Here is a 15,427-nt window from a genome sequence, read left to right on the forward strand (position 1 = left end):
TTCTGGAAGGATCCGACACATGCTCGGTTGGGCCGTAACGTTCCTCGTGGTCGCACTCGTGGCAGCCTTGCTCGGCTTCGGCGGTATCGCCGGAACGGCCATGGAAGCCGCCAAGCTCGTCTTCTTCGTCGCAATCGTCCTGTTCGCCATCTCGGCCGTCATCGGCCTGATGCGTGGCCGCTCGCCGACACTCTGACGTCGCCGGACGAGTGAAAGCCGGGCTCTCTCCGCCGGAGAGGGCCCGGGGCCACCCGCCATCAAGCCTCTTCAGCGGCAGAGTTAACAGGGCCATCGTCGAGTTGGGCGATCAGGTCTGCGAAGCGGTTCGGGATGGGTTGCTGGACCACTGAATCGTACATGGCGCGAAGATGCGCGCCGATCCGTTTGCGGGCCTGTTTTCCAAGGTTCTGAGGTGACGGCGGGTCGTGAGCAAGCGGCAGATCGCCTCCCTCGCGAGGGCTTTCGGCCTTCTCGTCATGCATCATCCAGTTCGATCCCCTTGGCGTCGCAACAGCGACGTCGGCCGCGATTGTTTTGCGGCTTGACATGAGTCATGGCTCATCCGGCAACGCCGGGGTCCGGCATCGGTTCCGCTGCAGCGCGGAACGGAGCGCCGCGGCTCGCGTTAGGGCGGAAGCAACACGAAGAGCGACGACGCTCAGGGGAACTCATGTCGACAGCACAACTCGTCGTGCAGCATCTGCCGTATCTGCGCCGCTACGCTCGTGCGCTCACGGGCAGTCAGGTCGCCGGCGATGCCTACGTGGCCGCGACGCTCGAAACGCTGGTGAACGAGCCCGAGACCCTCGGCCGCAGCACCAACGTCAAGGCCGACCTGTTCCGGGTCTTCACCCGAATCTGGAACTCGCTCTCCGTGAACGGCGGCAGCGATCAGGTGCAGCACGACCTGCCGGCGGAGATCCGCCTCGGCCAGATCACCCCGCTGCCCCGCCAAGCTTTCCTGCTGTCCTGCCTGGAGGGCTTTTCGGAGGAGGACGCGGCGATCATCCTCGACGTCGACGTCACCGAGGTGCGCGAACTCGTCGACGAGGCGGGCCGCGAGCTCGCAGCCGACATGGCCACCGACATCCTCATCATCGAGGACGAGCCCCTGATCGCGATGGATCTGGAGGCCCTGGTCGAGGGCCTGGGTCACAACGTGATCGGTGTCGCCCGCACGCGCACCGAGGCGATCAAACTCGCCTCCGAAGGCAAGCGTCCCGGCCTGATCCTGGCCGACATCCAGCTCGCCGACGGCTCGTCGGGCCTCGATGCGGTGAACGACCTGCTGAAGACCTTCGAGGTGCCGGTGATCTTCATCACCGCCTATCCCGAGCGCTTCCTGACCGGCGAGCGTCCGGAGCCGGCCTTCCTCATCGCCAAGCCGTTCCAGCCCGCCAACGTTTCCGCCGTGATCAGTCAGGCGCTGTTCTTCCAGCAGAGCGCCCGCCGCCGCGAGGCGAAGTCGGCCTGATCTTTTCCACCGTCAGCCTGTTGTCAGCAAAAACCCCGCCGGATCGTCCGGCGGGGTTTTTCATTGGGCCATGTGTTTCGTTGGACCATGCGCTCTGCGACGCGCACGAAAAAACGGGCCGGACAATGTCCAGCCCGTCGATAAGGTTCCGGCCGATGCACAAGGGGAATGCGGGGAGGACCAGAGTGGCCGGGTGTTGGGACAACGGTGAGGTACTGAGCCGGTTCCGCTTTTTCCCGGCGACTCGATCGAATTTTTCTGGCGGTGACGTTTTTCGGCAACGCTGAAACCGTCGAAAACCGGCCCAAGCGTGGCCATTGGGATCAAGTCGATACAGGTCGAAAACGAAAGCTTAACGGAAGCGTAACAGTCGAGGAACCGGCGGCCGCAATCGGCGTTGTACCGACAACCTGTCAAGCTCCCTTTGGAGTTCATCGCGATGCTTCGGTCTGGCTTCCTTCTCGGCGTTGGTGGACCGGCAGCGATTTTGACGTTGCTCGTCCTGCCGTCGGTGCGTGCGAGCGCCGACAGACTCGTTCCGGTGCAGAGCGCGGCTTCGCCGACGGTCCAGACCCCCTACCTTCCCGGCGCCCGCCCGGCGTCTTTGTCGATCAGTCCGGTCCACGGCGCCCCGGTCCACGTGGCGACGATGCCCCGGTCCGAGAGCCGCTCCGCACCGGCCCTTCCGTCGAGCATCGGTACGACCGCCAGCGAGAAAGAGATGCTGCCGAAGCCGCGCCGCATGACCCGCGAGGGCTGCGAGGCTCCGCTCAGCTCCCTCGTCGGCCCCGAGGCCCGCCGCATGGTCCCCGGCCGCTGCATGGCCTGAGGGCCGCCCTCAGCCGACCGGACTGACCTTCTCCACATCCACCGTCATTCCGCCTGCCGTCATGCGCTCGCGCGAGACGAGGCGGTCGCCCTCGGCGAAGACGCCGAGCGTCACGTCGCGGTCGGGCAGCACCAGCGTCGTCGTCTTGTTGTGATGGACGAGAACGTGGCGCTTGAGCGGCAGTGAGGCCGCGGCCCAGCGCCGTAGCTGTCCGTAATACGGTTCCCGGCGCCAAACGTTCGGTTGGCCGGGATCGACCTGCACGTTCATCGAACGGCTGACCGGATCGAGCGTCAGCACCATCTTGGCGCGGTCGGGCTTCCATTCGGGGCCAAGCCAGCTCTCCGTCATCCAGAGACAATGGAAGCTGCGGCAATGCTGCGGCCGCGTCGCGTGGATGCCGCAGCCCTGGCCAGCCCGGGTATGCCGGCACCATTGGCCGGCGACGCTCTCCACCGCCGGCACATCGTAGACCTTGCAGCACAGGGTGCAGGCGCCGCAGGCGCGGCCCGGGGCCGGCGTGGCGACGATGGCGGCGGGGTCGAGCATCGCGGGTGGCGTTTTGCGGCGGCGAATGGCGGAAGCCAGGGTTACTGAGCGCGCATCCGGCCGTTAGTGTGGCGGCCCGTATCGCCGCCGACGAGACATCAAGCCCATGCTGTCGAACATCGCCGCCCGCGACGTCGAGACCCTCGTCCACCCCTACACCAACCTCGCGACGTTTCGCGAAACCGGCCCGCTGGTGCTGGAGCGCGGCCATGGTGTCTGGGTCTACGACACCGACGGCCGCCCCTACCTCGAAGGCATGGCCGGCCTCTGGTGCACGGCGCTCGGCTACTCGAACGAAGAGCTCGTCGAGGCCGCCACCGAGCAGATGTCGCGCCTGCCCTTCACGCATCTGTTCTCCGGCCGCAGCCACGACCCGGCGATCGAGCTCGCCGAGACGCTGAAGGAGCTGATGCCGGTCCCGACCTCGAAGATCTTCTTCACCTCCTCGGGATCGGAGGCGAACGACACCCAGGTGAAGCTCATCTGGTACATGAACAACGCGCTGGGACGCCCGAGAAAGAAAAAGATTCTGTCCCATCGCAAGGGCTATCACGGCGTCACCGTCGCGACCGCCTCGCTGACCGGGCTCGCCGCCAACCACGCCGACTGGGACCTGCCGATCCCGGGTTTCCACCACGTCGCCTGCCCGCACCACTATCGCGGCGCCGAGGCCGGCGAGACCGAGGAAGCCTTCTCGCAACGCCTTGCCGACGCCCTCGAAGCGCAGATCTTGGCCGAGGACCCGGACACCGTCGCCGCCTTCTTCGCCGAGCCGGTAATGGGCGCGGGTGGCGCGATCCTGCCGCCCGCGGACTATTTCGCGAAGGTGCAGGCGGTGCTCGACCGCTACGACATCCGCTTCGTCGCCGACGAGATCATCTGCGGTTTCGGCCGGACCGGGAACTGGTTCGGAAGCCAGTCCCTCGGCATGCGGCCGGCCACGATCTCCTTCGCCAAGGCGGTGACGTCGGGCTACCTGCCGCTCGGCGGCATCTCCATCGACGAACCGCTCTACCGGGCGATGCTCGACGAGAGCGCCAAGCTCGGCGGCTTCGGCCACGGCACCACCTATTCCGGCCACCCGGTCGCCTGCGCCGTCGCGAACAAGACCATCGAGATCTACAAGCGCGACCGCATCATCGCGCGCGTCGCCGAGAAGGCACCGCACTTCCAGGCAAGGCTCACGGCGCTCGGCGACCATCCGCTGATCGGCGAGGCGCGCGGCATCGGCCTGATCGGCGGCATCGAAATCGTCGCCGACAAGGCCTCGAAGCGCCAATACGACCCGAAGGCTGCTGTGGCTGCGCGCTGCGTGGCCTTCGCCCAGGCAGAAGGGTTGATCGTGCGCTTCCTCACCGGCGACCGTATCGCGGTCTGCCCGCCGCTGATCATCGAGCCCGACGAGATCGACACGCTGTTCGAACGCCTGACCCGGGCGCTGGATCGCACGGCGGCGTGGATCAAGGCGGAGGGGCTGGAGGCGATGCCGGCGGCTTGATACGCCGCACCTTCCCTCATCCTCAGTCAGATCGCCGATGACCGACGAACCCACCCTCCGCACCCTGCTTCCGCTCCTCGAACGCATCGCGACGGCGCTGGAGCGTGCCGTGCCCGCTCCCGCGCCCGTCACCGACATCGGGTCGGCGGATGCCTTCCTGTGGGGACCCGAGCGGCGGCTGATCGCGGTGCCCAAGGTCAACCGCATCGCGATCGGCCTGCTCACCGGCATCGACCGGGTGCGCGACCTGCTCGTCGAGAACACCGAGCGTTTCGCCAAGGGCCTGCCGGCCAACAACGCCCTGCTCTGGGGCGCGCGCGGCATGGGCAAGTCCTCGCTGGTCAAGGCGGCGCAGGCCGAGATCAACGGGCGCCGGGCGGAGGGCGTGCTGCCGATGAAGCTCGTCGAGATCCATCGCGAGGACATCGAGGCCCTGCCCGATCTGATGGCGGTGCTGCGGCCCGATCCGCATCGCTGGCTGGTCTTCTGCGACGACCTCTCGTTCGACGCCGACGACACCTCCTACAAGTCGCTGAAGACGGCGCTCGACGGCGGTATCGAGGGCCGGCCGGAGAACGTGCTGTTCTACGCCACCTCGAACCGCCGCCACCTGCTCGCCCGCGAGATGGTCGAGAACGAGCGCTCCACCGCGATCAATCCCGGCGAGGCGGTGGAGGAGAAGGTCTCGCTATCGGACCGCTTCGGTCTCTGGCTCGGTTTCCACAAATGCAGCCAGGACGAATACCTCGCCATGATTCGCGCCTATGCCGAACGCCATACCCTCGCCGTGGAGCCGGAGCGGCTGCGGGCCGAGGCGCTGGAATGGGCGACGACGCGCGGCTCGCGTTCGGGTCGCACGGCGTTCCAGTTCATCCAGGATCTGGCCGGGCGGCTGGGGCAGCGGCTCGAAAGCTGACACCCCGGCAGCTCATCGGCGCCGACGCGTTGTCGCTGAAACCGTCGCCGCCATGTAGTCTTACGGTTCGATAGTCCACCTGCCTCGGACAGGCAGGCAGTCGATGACGAAGGAACCTTGGCGATGAGCATAATCGACAGCATCAAGGGATCGCTCGGCGGTGCCCTCGGCACGGCGGTGGCTTCGGCCTTGCCGGGCATCGTCGAGAAAGTCTTTCCGGGCGGCCTGCAGGGCCTGCTCAACCAGCTCGCGCAATCGGGCTACGGCAAACAGGTGAATTCCTGGCTCGGCCGCGGCGAGAACCAGCCGATCACCACCGACGACCTGCGCAACGCGCTGAACGACTCGCATACCAAGGAGATCGCCGAGAAACTCGGCATCCCCTATGATCAGGTGCTGGAGACGCTCGCGAAACTGCTGCCGCAGGCCGTCGACCAGCACAGCCCGAACGGACAGTTGCAGGCTCCGCCGGCCGAGGGGGCACAACGGAACTGAGCCGCGGGCCGTCGCCGGCAACCTTTCTCACGTGGTGACTGCGCGTGGCGGTTCTATCGGCGCCGCCGCGTCTTGCATCTCCGATCTTTGTGGCTCGATCCGACTCTCAAGCAGCGGTCTGAAAAGGCACGTCCAGCGACAATCCGCTGCCCTCGACGTGAATCGAGACCGCGAAGCCCAGCTTGGCAACGAGGACCATCAGCTTCTGAACGGAGAAACGGCTGAGTTTCTCGTTCATGAGAGCCGACACGTTCGGCTGGTCGAGGCCCAGCACCTCGCCGGCTTCCTTCTGTGTCAGCTCGCGACGGCGAATTTCTTCGGCAGCAAACCGGATCAGCCGGGATTTTACGACGAGCTCGTCGGGGTCCGGTAATCCGAGCTCATGAAAGGCGCTCTTCGTTTCTGCTCTATCCGACACTACGGCCTCCTTTCGGCTACGTAAGCTGGTCTACGGCACAGATGCGCGATCTCGCTCTTCGGCTTCATGTAGGCGGGATCTGATCACGTCGAGATCGTGCTTCGGTGTCTTGCTGCCTTGCTTCGATTTCTTCTTGAAAGCATGCAGCACGTAGACCGCGTGATCGAGGCGGACCGTATAGACGCAGCGATAGGTGTCACCATCGTGATCTTCGACGATCTCGACCACGCTACCGCCGCCGAAACCTTTGAGGATTTTCGTGCCGGGAGCGCGTGCACCAAATTGAGCGAGATAGAGAGCGTGACCCACATCCTGCCTCGCCAGTTCGGGAAACGCGATCAGATCCTTCCGGCTCGAGCCCACGAATTCCAGCGGTCGAAGCTGTCGATCATCGTCCCCCATCGCGTTTCGTCCGATCACGACACGCCCCTGATATAGCAGCAGTGATATCGTACGAGAAGACGCGCCGTGTTGTGGTTCGCGGACGTCCGATCCGCCGCGTCGGCGCACGGCCGACCTGGTCCAATGCGACCGGGTTCCTTGAGGCGTCCACGAACGAAAAACGGCGGCCCTTTCGGGCCGCCGCGTGTCTCGCTTGAGCCAGCAAATCAATTGCTGGCGAGGTGGGGGATCGGGTCGACCGGGGTCGCGCCCTTGCGGATTTCGAAGTGAAGCTGGGGCGAGGTGACGTTGCCGGTGGCGCCGGACTTGGCGATGGTCTGGCCGCGCTTGACCTTCTCGCCGGGGCGCACGTCGAGCTCGCCGTTATGGGCGTAGGCCGAGACGTAGCCGTTGGTGTGGCGCACCAGGACGAGCTTGCCGTAGCCCTTCACGTCCGAGCCGGCATAGGCGACGGTGCCGTCTTCGGCGGCCTTCACCGGGGTTCCCTCCGGCACGGCGATGTTGATGCCCTCGTTGCCCGAGGAGCCGTAGCCGTTGATGACGCGGCCCTTGGCCGGCCAGCGGAACGACTCGTTCGCGTCGGCCTTGACCGAGGCGGTCGTGGTGGGCTCGACGCTCGCGACCTTCACGGGAGCGGCCTTCTCGGCCTCCTTGGCGACGGGCTTCGTCTCCTTGGCGGCAGCCTGCTTGGTCTCCTTCGCGGAGGCCTTCGCGGAGGCTTCTGCCGCCTTGGCCTCGGCGACCTTCTTCTGAGCGTCGGCCTTGGCCTCCTTGGCAGCCTTCGCCTCGACTTCGCGCTTGGCCTCGGCCTTCTTGTCGGCCTTGAGCTCAGGCTTGGTCTCTGCCTTGGCGTGCTTCTCGTCGGCGGCCTTGGTCGCGTGCTTGGGCGACTTCTTGGCGTCGAGTTCGGCCTGCTTCTTCGCCTCGGCGGCCTTGCGGGCCTCCGCGGCCTTCTTGGCCTCGGCCTGCTTCGAGGCTTCGGCCTCCTTGCGGGTCTCGGCCTCGCGCCGGGCTTCGGCGGCCTTGTCGATCTTCGGGGTGCCGTTCGCGCCCTTGCCGAAGACGAGCTTCGGCTGCGGGGCGACCGGCGAGACGCGGGGCGTCATGGCCTTGCCGGCGGACGGGTTCATGCCGTCGACGGCGCCGGAGAACGGCTCGGAGGCCGCAACGCGGCTCGGCGCGGAGCGCGGCGACATCGTCGCGCCGGGCGCGGCGAGTTCCTGCGACTGGATGCGCGGGGTGCGGATGGCGGGCGCCGCGGCCATGTCGGCCTCGCCGCCGTCGCCGAGGCTCCCCGTCGCCGAGGGCTCGTTCGATGCGAATGGATTGGAGAACGGCGTGCCGAGGCGCGACGCATCCGACGAACAGGCGGCCGCGCCGCCTCCGATCATTCCGATGAGCGCAAGCCGCGACAGCGTCTTCCACCCACGACTAGCCCCTCGAACTCGCATCGACGCACCCGCTTACAGACGCAACTTGATGACGTCATTCAAACGGGATTCAGGTTAAACAACCGTTCCCGTTCACCAAGCTTGTGCCGCATTTGCGAGGGCCGGGAACCAACCGCGACCGTGCCGGTGCCGTCAGAGCACGTGCGCGCGGCCCGGCGTCAACGGAGGCAGGCGGCACCTCATCTCCGCTCGTCTTGCGAGGCCGCCTTCGGCGGCGCGGTCGACGACGGCGAGGTGGGTGCCCTGCCCTGCCGCGACGGCTCCGACCAGCCGTCCGCCCGGCGCGAGCGCCGCGACGAGATGCGGTGGAATCTCCCGGCAGGCGCCGTTGACGAGGATGCGATCGAACCGCCCCTCCCCGATCGCGTCCGCATCGAGCCCGTCGCCGATCTCCACGGTGGCGTCGGCGAGATCGCTGCCGAGGCGGTCGCGGGCCGCGCGGGCGAGCCCGGCATAGCGCTCCAGGCTGCGGACATGGCCGCTGCCGAGATGCACCAGCAGCGCGGTGACGTAGCCCGAGCCGGTGCCGATCTCGAGGACGCGGGCGCCGGCCGGTACGCCGAGCAGTCCGAGCATCGCCGCCACCGTCGTCGGCGCCGTCATGCTCTGTCCGCAGGGGAGCGGCAGGGCGATGTCGCGGCGGGCATGGGCGCAGAGTGCCGGGGGGGCGAAACGCTCGCGCGGCACCCCCTCCATCGCCCGCAGGATGCCCATGTCGCGCACGCCGCGCTCGCGCAGCAGCAGCACGAAGGCGGCGTCGCCGATCGCAGAGGCGTCGTCGCCCTCCCCCGCGATCGTCATGCGGCTCAGTCCTCGAAGGCCTGGGCGAAGCGCGTGAGCGTCGGCTCGTCGGTGAGGTTGAGGCGCAGGGGCGTCACCGAGATGCGGTTCTCGGCGATGGCCTTCAGGTCGGTGCCGTTGCCCGGCTCGAACCGGGCCTTGGCGAAGGCGAGCCAGAAATACGGGTTTCCGCGCCCGTCATGACGCGCATCGATGGCGAGCAGCGCTTGGTTGCGCTGGCCCTGCGCGGCCACCGAGGTGCCCTGCACGTCGCCGGGTTCGCAGTCGGGAAAGTTCACGTTGACGACGATGCCGGGCTCGATCCCGATCTCCAGGATTTTTCGCACGACGCCTGCGCCATGTTCCGCCGCGCACTGGAACTTGATCCCGGCCCGGCCGCCATGGCCATAGGCCTGACTCAGCGCGATCGACTTCACGCCGAGGATCGTCCCCTCCATCGCGGCGGCGATGGTGCCCGAATAGGTCACGTCCTCGGCGACGTTCTGGCCGCGGTTGACGCCCGAGAGCACGAGGTCCGGCTTATGCTCGGCGAGGATGTGGGCGATGCCCATGATCACGCAGTCCGACGGCGTGCCCTTCACCGCAAAACGCTTTTCGGAGATCTGACGCAGCCGCAGCGGGTCGTTCAGCGAGAGCGAGTGCGAGACGCCGGACTGGTCGTATTCCGGCGCGACGACCCAGACGTCGTCGCTGAGCTGGCGGGCGATGCCCTCGAGCGTCTCCAGGCCCGGCGCATGGATGCCGTCGTCGTTGGTGACGAGAATGCGCATCAGGCTTTCGGTCCCTCGATCCGGTTGAGGCCGCCCATATAGGGCTGCAGCACGGACGGAATCGTGACGCTTCCATCCGGGTTCTGGTAGTTTTCCATCACAGCGATCAGCGCCCGGCCGACCGCGACGCCCGAGCCGTTCAACGTGTGCACGAAGGCCGGTTTGCCGTCCTTGGCACGGTACCGCGCGTTCATCCGCCGCGCCTGGAAATCGCCGCAGACCGAGCAGGACGAGATCTCGCGGTACGTCTGCTGGCCCGGCACCCAGACCTCGATGTCGTAGGTCTTTTGGCTGGCGAAACCCATGTCGCCGGTGCAGAGCGTCATGACCCGGTAGGTCAGGTCGAGTTTTTTGAGCACGGCCTCCGCGCAGGCGAGCATGCGCTCATGCTCCTCGGCCGACTTTTCGGGCGCGGTGATCGAGACCAGCTCGACCTTGTTGAACTGGTGCTGCCGCAGCATCCCGCGCGTATCGCGCCCCGCGGCGCCGGCTTCCGCGCGGAAGCAGGGGGTGAGGGCCGTGAAGCGGAGGGGGAGTTCGTCTTCGGCGAGGATTTGTTCGCGCACCAGATTTGTGAGGGGGACTTCGGCGGTGGGAATGAGCCAACGGCGGCTATACTTCAGCACGAGTTCGCGCACGCCTCGCCGCTCGTTTTCTTCGAATGCCTTCGACGCCTCGCTACCATCGTCAACGATCGGATCCGTTGATTCCAGATAATTGAGGGCTTCAGAAACTCCCCTTTCGATTTCCAAAGTGTTCCCGGCAAAGAATTGATCGTCTTCGAACTTCGGCAACTGCGCCGTGCCGAACATCGCCTCGTCCCGCACGAGGATCGGCGGCGCGACTTCCAAATAACCATGCTCGCCCGTGTGCAGGTCGAGCATGAACTGCCCGATCGCCCGCTCCAGCCGCGCGAGTTGTCCCTTCAGCACCACGAAGCGCGAGCCCGACATCCGGGCCGCCGCCTCGAAATCCATCATTCCGGTGGCTTCGCCGAGCTCGAAATGCTCGCGGCCTTCCGTCAGACGCTCGCGCTCGGAATCGAAGCGGCGGTATTCGACGTTGCCGTGCTCGTCGGCGCCGGGCGGCACGTCGGCCTTCGGCCGGTTCGGGATTTTTGCGAGTTCGTCGTCGAGGGTCTTGGCCGCCTGGCCCTGCTCGCCGTCCAACCGCGAAGAGTCTTCCTTGAGCCGGGCGACCTCGGCCATCAGTTCGGCGGCCCGCGCTTCGTCCTTGGCCTTCTTGGCGCCGCCGATCTCCTTGGAGAGCGCGTTGCGCCGCTCCTGGTTGGCCTGTGCCGCCGACACCGCGCTTTTTCGTGCGTCGTCCAGCGCGATCAGCGCTGCGGCCAGCGGCGCGAGGCCGCGACGGGCGAGGTCGAAGTCGAAGGCCTCCGGGTTTTCGCGGATAGCGCGGATGTCGTGCATGAAACGGCTCGGCGGCTGTCGGTCCGGGGCCGCGGAGCGGAGCCCGGAATCCAGAACCGCCGATGCAGGACCGGGCGCCTGCGGCGGTTCTGGATTCCGGGTTCCCGCCCGAGGCGAGCCCCGGAAAGACGGGGTGTGTGATCGCGCCCGCCTTCTGTCAGCAACCCGCCCGCATGTCCACGATCAGGCGCGCGTGCCTACGCGTCGGTTTCCTCGTACATGCGCCGGAGGATGCGCGGATCGATGCCGGCGTCGGCCGAGATCGCATCGAGAATCGCGGCCGGCGGCAACGCTTTGCCGCTCTCGAACCTCGCAAGCTGCTCCTCCGTGATCCCCGCCGCCTGCGCCATCTGTGCGGGCGTCCGCGAACAATGCTCGCGCACGGTCCGAATCGGATTGCGATTGGCCATCAGCCCATCTGAGAACCAGACGGGCAGGAGAAATTCGGTCCCGGCGTCCAAGGCCGCCCGCGCTTCGTCGACGAGCCTGATCGTCATGCGATCCTCGGCATCTTCGTCGCCGAGTTGCGCAAGCAGCACGTCGTACTCACGGCGTGTCAGCACGATGAGTTCTTCGCCCGAGGTGGTCGTCAAAATCTGAGGTTTCACGGCCTGCCTCCATTCAACGGTAAACTTGGCCTCGATGTCCGGCTCCGACGATCGTCAGAGACGTCGTAGTCTCCTCGAAGATCACCCTGTAATCACCGTCGCGTAAACGTAGGGCGTCCTGACCAACCATCCGCTTCACGTCGCCCTGCCCGGTCAGGCCATACAGCAGCAGCTTGCGCGTAAAGCTCTCTTGGACTGCGTCCGGCAACCTCAGGAAGGCCTTTCCGGCTTCCGGCATGTAAATCAGAGTTTTGTTCATACCGGCCGCCCGCCAGAAGCCGCATGGTAGGTCTCCTCCGCAGACGAGGAAAGCCCTACGGCTCCAACCCCGCAGCCACCCGCTTCGCCCGGCGCATCTTCTCCACGCGACCCACCGAGAACACCGAGGCCTCGTAGAGCAGCAGCATGGGCAGCGCGAGCGACAGCTGCGAGATCACGTCGGGCGGCGTCAGAATGGCAGCGGCGACGAAGACGAGGACGATGGCGTAGCGGCGCTTTTCGCGGAGGAACGCCTGGTCGATGATGCCGACCTGGCCGAGCAGCGTCAGGATCACCGGCAGCTGGAAGGCGAGGCCGAAGGCGAAGATCAGGGTCATGATCAGCGAGAGATACTCGTCGACCTTCGGCAAGAGCTTGATCGTCGGCTCACCGGCGACGCCGACCTGCTGCAGCGAGACCGAGAACGAGATCAGCAGCGGCATCGCCAGGAAATAGACGACGAGTGCGCCGAGGATGAAGAACACCGGCGTGGCCACGAGATAGGGCAGGAAGGCCGAGCGCTCGTTGCGGTAGAGGCCGGGGGCCACGAAGGCGTAGATCTGCGTCGCGATCACCGGGAAGGCCAAAAAGGCCGCGCCGAACACGCTGAGCTTGATGTTGGTGAAGAGCTGCTCGAGGAAATGCGTCGCGATCAGTTCGGCATTCGCCGCGCCCACGATCGAGACGTAGGGGTGCAGCAGCACGTTGTAGATGTTGCGCGAGAAGAAGAAGCACCCGAAGAACATCAGGATGAAGGCGATCAGCGACTTGATCAGCCGGGCGCGCAACTCGATCAGGTGGTCGAGCAACGGCGCGCGCGAAGCCTCGATGTCGGCCTCGTCCGTCTCGCTTGTCATGAAGGCTGGCCGTCCGAAGGTTTGGTGTCGTCCGGCTTGTGGTCGTCAGGCTTGGCGAGCGGCCGCATGACGTCGGTCATCTCAGGCTGCACCACGTCCGACAGTTCGGTCGGCCTGGGGACGTCATAGCTGCCGCCCTGCGCGAGCCGCTCCGTGGCCGCGTCGCTTGCGCCGGCGATGGCGGACGGCGCGGTGCTCTGCATCAGGTCCGGCTTGATCAGGTCCGGCTTGGCATCGCTGGCCTTGGCCCGGCCTTCGACGACATTCTTCAGTTCGTTGCGGATGGTGTCGACCGGGTTGAAGCTCGGTTTGAAGCTCTCGGCCTGCCGCTTCACGTCCGCGACGTCGCGCTTGATGTCGTCGAGATCGGCCTCGCGGATCGCCTCGTTGAACTGATGTTGGAACTCGCCGGCCATGCGGCGCACCTTCGTCGTGATCTGGCCGAGGGTGCGCAGTGCCTTCGGCAGATCCTTCGGCCCGATGACGATCAGGGCGACGCCGCCGATCAGCATCACCTCGCCCCAGCTCATGTCCAGCATGGCGTCTTCGGTCTCGCCTTGCGCGGCTGATCAGGTCGGCAGCGGCTCAGCTCACTCGGCGATCGGTGGCCGGCTGGGCCGGTGCATGGCTCGGCTCGCCCTGGTGCGGAATGGTGCGGACCGGTTCGCTCGGCATCGTCGCCACCGGCGGCTGTTGGGGCTTCGGCGGCGTCTCCTCGTCCTCGGCCATGCCCTTCTTGAAGGCCTTGATGCCCTTGGCGACGTCGCCCATCAGCTCGGACACCTTGCCGCGGCCGAAGAGCAGCATGACGATGACCGCCACGACGACCCAGTGCCAGATACTCAAGCTGCCCATGGCGAAAATCCCGCACCGCGCCGTCTCCGCCGCGATGCTGTCCCTGATCGATCGATTGTCGTGAACGTAAGGATCGGCCGGAGCGAACACAAGTTCGTACCGGCGATCGAAGCCCCGCGAAATCGCGTCGGATCGTCTTGGCTCGGCCTCAGGCCGCCACCGACAGCCCGGCCTCGAAGCGGCTGCGCGCCTCGGCAACGTCGAAGCTCTCTGCGTTCTCCGTGAGCCGGGCCAGGGCGGCCTCGGCCCGGCGCAGGGGCTCGCCATCGAGCACCGGCGCGCCCGCGACCACGCCGCGCATCTGCCGCATCAGCCCGTTGCAGTGGAGCACGACGTCGATCCCGGCGGCGAAGGCCTGCTCGCTGCGCCGACGATAGGCGCCCTTGAGCGCCTTCATCGAGAGGTCGTCGCTCATCAGCAGGCCGTCGAAGCCGATGGCGCCGCGGATGATGTCGTCGATGACGATGCGCGAGAGCGTGGCTGGCCGCTTCGGGTCGAGATGCGGGTAGACCACGTGGGCGCTCATCGCGAGCGGCATGTCGGCGAGCGCCCGGAACGGCCGGAAGTCCGTCGCCTCGAGGCTCGCCCGGTCTGCATCCACTACGGGCAGGTGGAAATGGCTGTCGCTGGTGGCGCGGCCATGCCCGGGGATGTGCTTGATCACCGGCAGCACGCCCCCGGCCATCAGGCCCTCGGCGACCGCGCGGCCGATCTCTGCGACGGAGTCGGCGTCCTGCGCGTAGGCGCGGTCGCCGATGATGTCGTGGGTACCCTCGACCGGCACGTCGAGCATCGGCGCGCAGTCGACGTTGATGCCCACAGCGGCGAGATCATGCGCCATCAGCCGGGCGCCGAGCCAGGCCATGGCCCGGGCCGAGCCGTTCAGCCGGCCGAAGCGGGCGCCGGCCGGATATTTCGGCCAATGGGGCGGCCCCATGCGCTGAACACGGCCGCCTTCCTGGTCGATCAGGATGGGCGCGTCGGCGCGACCCACGGTCTCGCGCAGGGACGCGGTCAGGGCGCGTACCGCGTCGGGCGAGCCGATGTTGCGCTTGAACAGGATGAAGCCCCAGGGCCGGACGTCGCGAAAGAACGCCGCCTCCCCTGCGGTGAGATGCGTGCCGGAACAGCCGAGGATCAGGGCGCGGCAGGTCATGGTTCGCGGGGTGGTCCTGGGATTGAAACGCGGGCTGCGGTATCGAATCGTCGGCGGCAACGCATGAGAATCGGATGCGCCCCGGCCGGCCGCAAGGCGAAAGCGATGCCGAGCCGCCGACGGACCTCAGGCGGCCGGCTGGTGTTGCTTTCGGGAATCACGGGGTCGGGCCGCGTGGACGTCGGCGCGCGACTGCGCCGCCCACGTGACTCCCGGCGGAGTCCGATGGCACCGGCCGTCATTCCGGGCCCGTGAAACGGAACCAGGAACGACGCGAGGCCTGAAGGAGACTGTGCCGATCAGTTCTTCGATACGAAGCACTGGCCGCCTGCACCCTTCAGATCGGTGCAGAGGCTGTTGGCTTCGTTCTTGGCGAGCGGCCCGACCCGGACGCGGTAGATCGACTTGCCGCCGACTTCCGCCTGCTGGATCAGCTCCGGCTTGCCGGAGAGCTGGCTGAACTTGCCCTGCATCTGGCGGAAGGCCGAGCGCGCCTCGGTCTCGCTGGCGCGGACGCCGATCTGCACCGAGAAGCCGCCGACGGGCGCGGTCGCGGAGGCCGTCGCGACGGGCGCCGCGTCGGGCCGTCGCTCACCGGTGCCTTCCGCTTCGTCGTCGATCCCGGCGAGACCACAGTGGTGTCGGTGACCGCGACGCTCTACC

21 protein-coding genes are annotated in these 15,427 nt (G+C 66.9%); 6 read left to right on the forward strand and 15 right to left on the reverse strand.

All coding sequences use genetic code 11. From position 1 onward, the window contains the following. Positions 1-19 precede the first annotated feature (19 nt). On the forward strand, positions 20-196 hold the full coding sequence (locus tag FV217_RS13585; RefSeq protein WP_003599466.1) for a DUF1328 domain-containing protein: 177 nt from the start codon (positions 20-22) through the stop codon (positions 194-196). Positions 197-257: 61 nt separating this feature from the next. On the opposite strand, the gene FV217_RS13590 is transcribed toward FV217_RS13585, so the two are convergent. Beyond that, positions 258-548, reverse strand: coding sequence for a NepR family anti-sigma factor (locus FV217_RS13590; protein ID WP_348641962.1), 291 nt, complete (start codon positions 546-548; stop codon positions 258-260). A gap of 122 nt (positions 549-670) precedes the next feature. Here FV217_RS13590 and FV217_RS13595 point away from each other — a divergent pair, with 122 nt between their 5' ends. Both FV217_RS13595 and FV217_RS13600 read left to right on the forward strand, forming a co-directional pair. Next, positions 671-1,474: a response regulator gene (locus tag FV217_RS13595; RefSeq protein WP_147817715.1), complete on the forward strand. Its 804-nt coding sequence runs from the start codon at positions 671-673 to the stop codon at positions 1,472-1,474. A gap of 487 nt (positions 1,475-1,961) precedes the next feature. Further along, on the forward strand, positions 1,962-2,303 hold the full coding sequence (locus FV217_RS13600; protein ID WP_246682782.1) for a hypothetical protein: 342 nt from the start codon (positions 1,962-1,964) through the stop codon (positions 2,301-2,303). 9 nt (positions 2,304-2,312) lie between these two features. Here FV217_RS13600 and FV217_RS13605 read toward each other — a convergent pair whose 3' ends face one another. Beyond that, positions 2,313-2,852, reverse strand: coding sequence for a hypothetical protein (locus tag FV217_RS13605; protein WP_147817717.1), 540 nt, complete (start codon positions 2,850-2,852; stop codon positions 2,313-2,315). A gap of 106 nt (positions 2,853-2,958) precedes the next feature. Between FV217_RS13605 and FV217_RS13610 the strand changes: the two genes are divergently transcribed. The 3 genes from FV217_RS13610 (at position 2,959) to FV217_RS13620 (ending at position 5,761) form a co-directional block, all read left to right on the forward strand. Next, a complete protein-coding gene (locus FV217_RS13610; protein WP_147817718.1) occupies positions 2,959-4,350 on the forward strand; it encodes an aminotransferase in 1,392 nt (463 codons plus the stop codon). Between the two features lie 37 nt (positions 4,351-4,387). After that, a complete protein-coding gene (locus FV217_RS13615) occupies positions 4,388-5,266 on the forward strand; it encodes an ATP-binding protein (RefSeq protein ID WP_147817719.1) in 879 nt (292 codons plus the stop codon). Positions 5,267-5,389: 123 nt separating this feature from the next. After that, on the forward strand, positions 5,390-5,761 hold the full coding sequence (locus tag FV217_RS13620; RefSeq protein ID WP_147817720.1) for a YidB family protein: 372 nt from the start codon (positions 5,390-5,392) through the stop codon (positions 5,759-5,761). Between the two features lie 106 nt (positions 5,762-5,867). Here FV217_RS13620 and FV217_RS13625 read toward each other — a convergent pair whose 3' ends face one another. The 13 genes from FV217_RS13625 to FV217_RS13685 form a co-directional block, all read right to left on the reverse strand. Next, on the reverse strand, positions 5,868-6,179 hold the full coding sequence (locus tag FV217_RS13625; protein ID WP_147817721.1) for a helix-turn-helix transcriptional regulator: 312 nt from the start codon (positions 6,177-6,179) through the stop codon (positions 5,868-5,870). A 30-nt stretch (positions 6,180-6,209) separates the two neighbouring features. Beyond that, positions 6,210-6,581, reverse strand: a complete 372-nt coding sequence (locus FV217_RS13630) for a type II toxin-antitoxin system RelE/ParE family toxin (RefSeq protein ID WP_147817722.1) — start codon at positions 6,579-6,581, stop codon at positions 6,210-6,212. A gap of 206 nt (positions 6,582-6,787) precedes the next feature. Beyond that, positions 6,788-8,032 (reverse strand): M23 family metallopeptidase, encoded by a 1,245-nt coding sequence (locus FV217_RS13635; protein WP_147817723.1) that lies wholly within the window; start codon positions 8,030-8,032, stop codon positions 6,788-6,790. Between the two features lie 132 nt (positions 8,033-8,164). Continuing rightward, positions 8,165-8,833, reverse strand: coding sequence for a protein-L-isoaspartate O-methyltransferase (locus tag FV217_RS13640; protein WP_147817724.1), 669 nt, complete (start codon positions 8,831-8,833; stop codon positions 8,165-8,167). Between the two features lie 5 nt (positions 8,834-8,838). Continuing rightward, positions 8,839-9,603, reverse strand: a complete 765-nt coding sequence (gene surE, locus FV217_RS13645) for a 5'/3'-nucleotidase SurE (protein WP_147817725.1) — start codon at positions 9,601-9,603, stop codon at positions 8,839-8,841. Continuing rightward, on the reverse strand, positions 9,603-11,030 hold the full coding sequence (gene serS / locus FV217_RS13650; protein ID WP_147817726.1) for a serine--tRNA ligase: 1,428 nt from the start codon (positions 11,028-11,030) through the stop codon (positions 9,603-9,605). Before serS ends, surE begins: the two co-directional genes overlap by 1 nt. A gap of 197 nt (positions 11,031-11,227) precedes the next feature. Beyond that, positions 11,228-11,623: a helix-turn-helix transcriptional regulator gene (locus tag FV217_RS13655; RefSeq protein ID WP_147817727.1), complete on the reverse strand. Its 396-nt coding sequence runs from the start codon at positions 11,621-11,623 to the stop codon at positions 11,228-11,230. A gap of 28 nt (positions 11,624-11,651) precedes the next feature. Then, the gene (locus FV217_RS13660; protein WP_238231884.1) at positions 11,652-11,897 is read right to left on the reverse strand and encodes a type II toxin-antitoxin system RelE/ParE family toxin; all 246 of its coding nucleotides are present in this window, start codon (positions 11,895-11,897) and stop codon (positions 11,652-11,654) included. A 55-nt stretch (positions 11,898-11,952) separates the two neighbouring features. Beyond that, the gene (gene tatC, locus FV217_RS13665) at positions 11,953-12,753 is read right to left on the reverse strand and encodes a twin-arginine translocase subunit TatC (RefSeq protein WP_147817728.1); all 801 of its coding nucleotides are present in this window, start codon (positions 12,751-12,753) and stop codon (positions 11,953-11,955) included. Next, positions 12,750-13,292: a Sec-independent protein translocase protein TatB gene (gene tatB, locus FV217_RS13670; protein WP_147817729.1), complete on the reverse strand. Its 543-nt coding sequence runs from the start codon at positions 13,290-13,292 to the stop codon at positions 12,750-12,752. The genes tatC and tatB overlap by 4 nt, the downstream gene beginning before the upstream one ends. A gap of 46 nt (positions 13,293-13,338) precedes the next feature. Continuing rightward, on the reverse strand, positions 13,339-13,608 hold the full coding sequence (locus FV217_RS13675) for a twin-arginine translocase TatA/TatE family subunit (protein ID WP_147817730.1): 270 nt from the start codon (positions 13,606-13,608) through the stop codon (positions 13,339-13,341). Positions 13,609-13,756: 148 nt separating this feature from the next. Further along, positions 13,757-14,764 carry a beta-N-acetylhexosaminidase gene (nagZ, locus tag FV217_RS13680; RefSeq protein WP_147817731.1) on the reverse strand — a complete coding sequence of 336 codons (1,008 nt, stop codon included), beginning with the start codon at positions 14,762-14,764 and terminating at the stop codon, positions 13,757-13,759. A gap of 299 nt (positions 14,765-15,063) precedes the next feature. Next, on the reverse strand, positions 15,064-15,427 hold a 364-nt coding region (locus tag FV217_RS13685; protein ID WP_147817732.1), incomplete at its 5' end, for an SPOR domain-containing protein.

Source organism: Methylobacterium sp. WL9, from assembly GCF_008040035.1.
Classification (GTDB): domain Bacteria; phylum Pseudomonadota; class Alphaproteobacteria; order Rhizobiales; family Beijerinckiaceae; genus Methylobacterium; species Methylobacterium thuringiense.

Excerpts from the sequence above, each read along its gene's own strand:
- FV217_RS13585 (WP_003599466.1), top strand. The coding sequence starts at position 20 with ATGCTCGGTTGGGCCGTAACGTTCCTCGTGGTCGCACTCGTGGCAGCC.
- FV217_RS13590 (WP_348641962.1), bottom strand. The coding sequence starts at position 548 with ATGTCAAGCCGCAAAACAATCGCGGCCGACGTCGCTGTTGCGACGCCA.
- FV217_RS13595 (WP_147817715.1), top strand. The coding sequence starts at position 671 with ATGTCGACAGCACAACTCGTCGTGCAGCATCTGCCGTATCTGCGCCGC.
- FV217_RS13605 (WP_147817717.1), bottom strand. The coding sequence starts at position 2,852 with ATGCTCGACCCCGCCGCCATCGTCGCCACGCCGGCCCCGGGCCGCGCC.
- FV217_RS13610 (WP_147817718.1), top strand. The coding sequence starts at position 2,959 with ATGCTGTCGAACATCGCCGCCCGCGACGTCGAGACCCTCGTCCACCCC.
- FV217_RS13615 (WP_147817719.1), top strand. The coding sequence starts at position 4,388 with ATGACCGACGAACCCACCCTCCGCACCCTGCTTCCGCTCCTCGAACGC.
- FV217_RS13620 (WP_147817720.1), top strand. The coding sequence starts at position 5,390 with ATGAGCATAATCGACAGCATCAAGGGATCGCTCGGCGGTGCCCTCGGC.
- FV217_RS13630 (WP_147817722.1), bottom strand. The coding sequence starts at position 6,581 with ATGGGGGACGATGATCGACAGCTTCGACCGCTGGAATTCGTGGGCTCG.
- FV217_RS13635 (WP_147817723.1), bottom strand. The coding sequence starts at position 8,032 with ATGCGAGTTCGAGGGGCTAGTCGTGGGTGGAAGACGCTGTCGCGGCTT.
- FV217_RS13640 (WP_147817724.1), bottom strand. The coding sequence starts at position 8,833 with ATGACGATCGCGGGGGAGGGCGACGACGCCTCTGCGATCGGCGACGCC.
- surE (WP_147817725.1), bottom strand. The coding sequence starts at position 9,603 with ATGCGCATTCTCGTCACCAACGACGACGGCATCCATGCGCCGGGCCTG.
- serS (WP_147817726.1), bottom strand. The coding sequence starts at position 11,030 with ATGCACGACATCCGCGCTATCCGCGAAAACCCGGAGGCCTTCGACTTC.
- FV217_RS13660 (WP_238231884.1), bottom strand. The coding sequence starts at position 11,897 with ATGAACAAAACTCTGATTTACATGCCGGAAGCCGGAAAGGCCTTCCTG.
- tatC (WP_147817728.1), bottom strand. The coding sequence starts at position 12,753 with ATGACAAGCGAGACGGACGAGGCCGACATCGAGGCTTCGCGCGCGCCG.
- tatB (WP_147817729.1), bottom strand. The coding sequence starts at position 13,292 with ATGCTGGACATGAGCTGGGGCGAGGTGATGCTGATCGGCGGCGTCGCC.
- FV217_RS13675 (WP_147817730.1), bottom strand. The coding sequence starts at position 13,608 with ATGGGCAGCTTGAGTATCTGGCACTGGGTCGTCGTGGCGGTCATCGTC.
- nagZ (WP_147817731.1), bottom strand. The coding sequence starts at position 14,764 with ATGACCTGCCGCGCCCTGATCCTCGGCTGTTCCGGCACGCATCTCACC.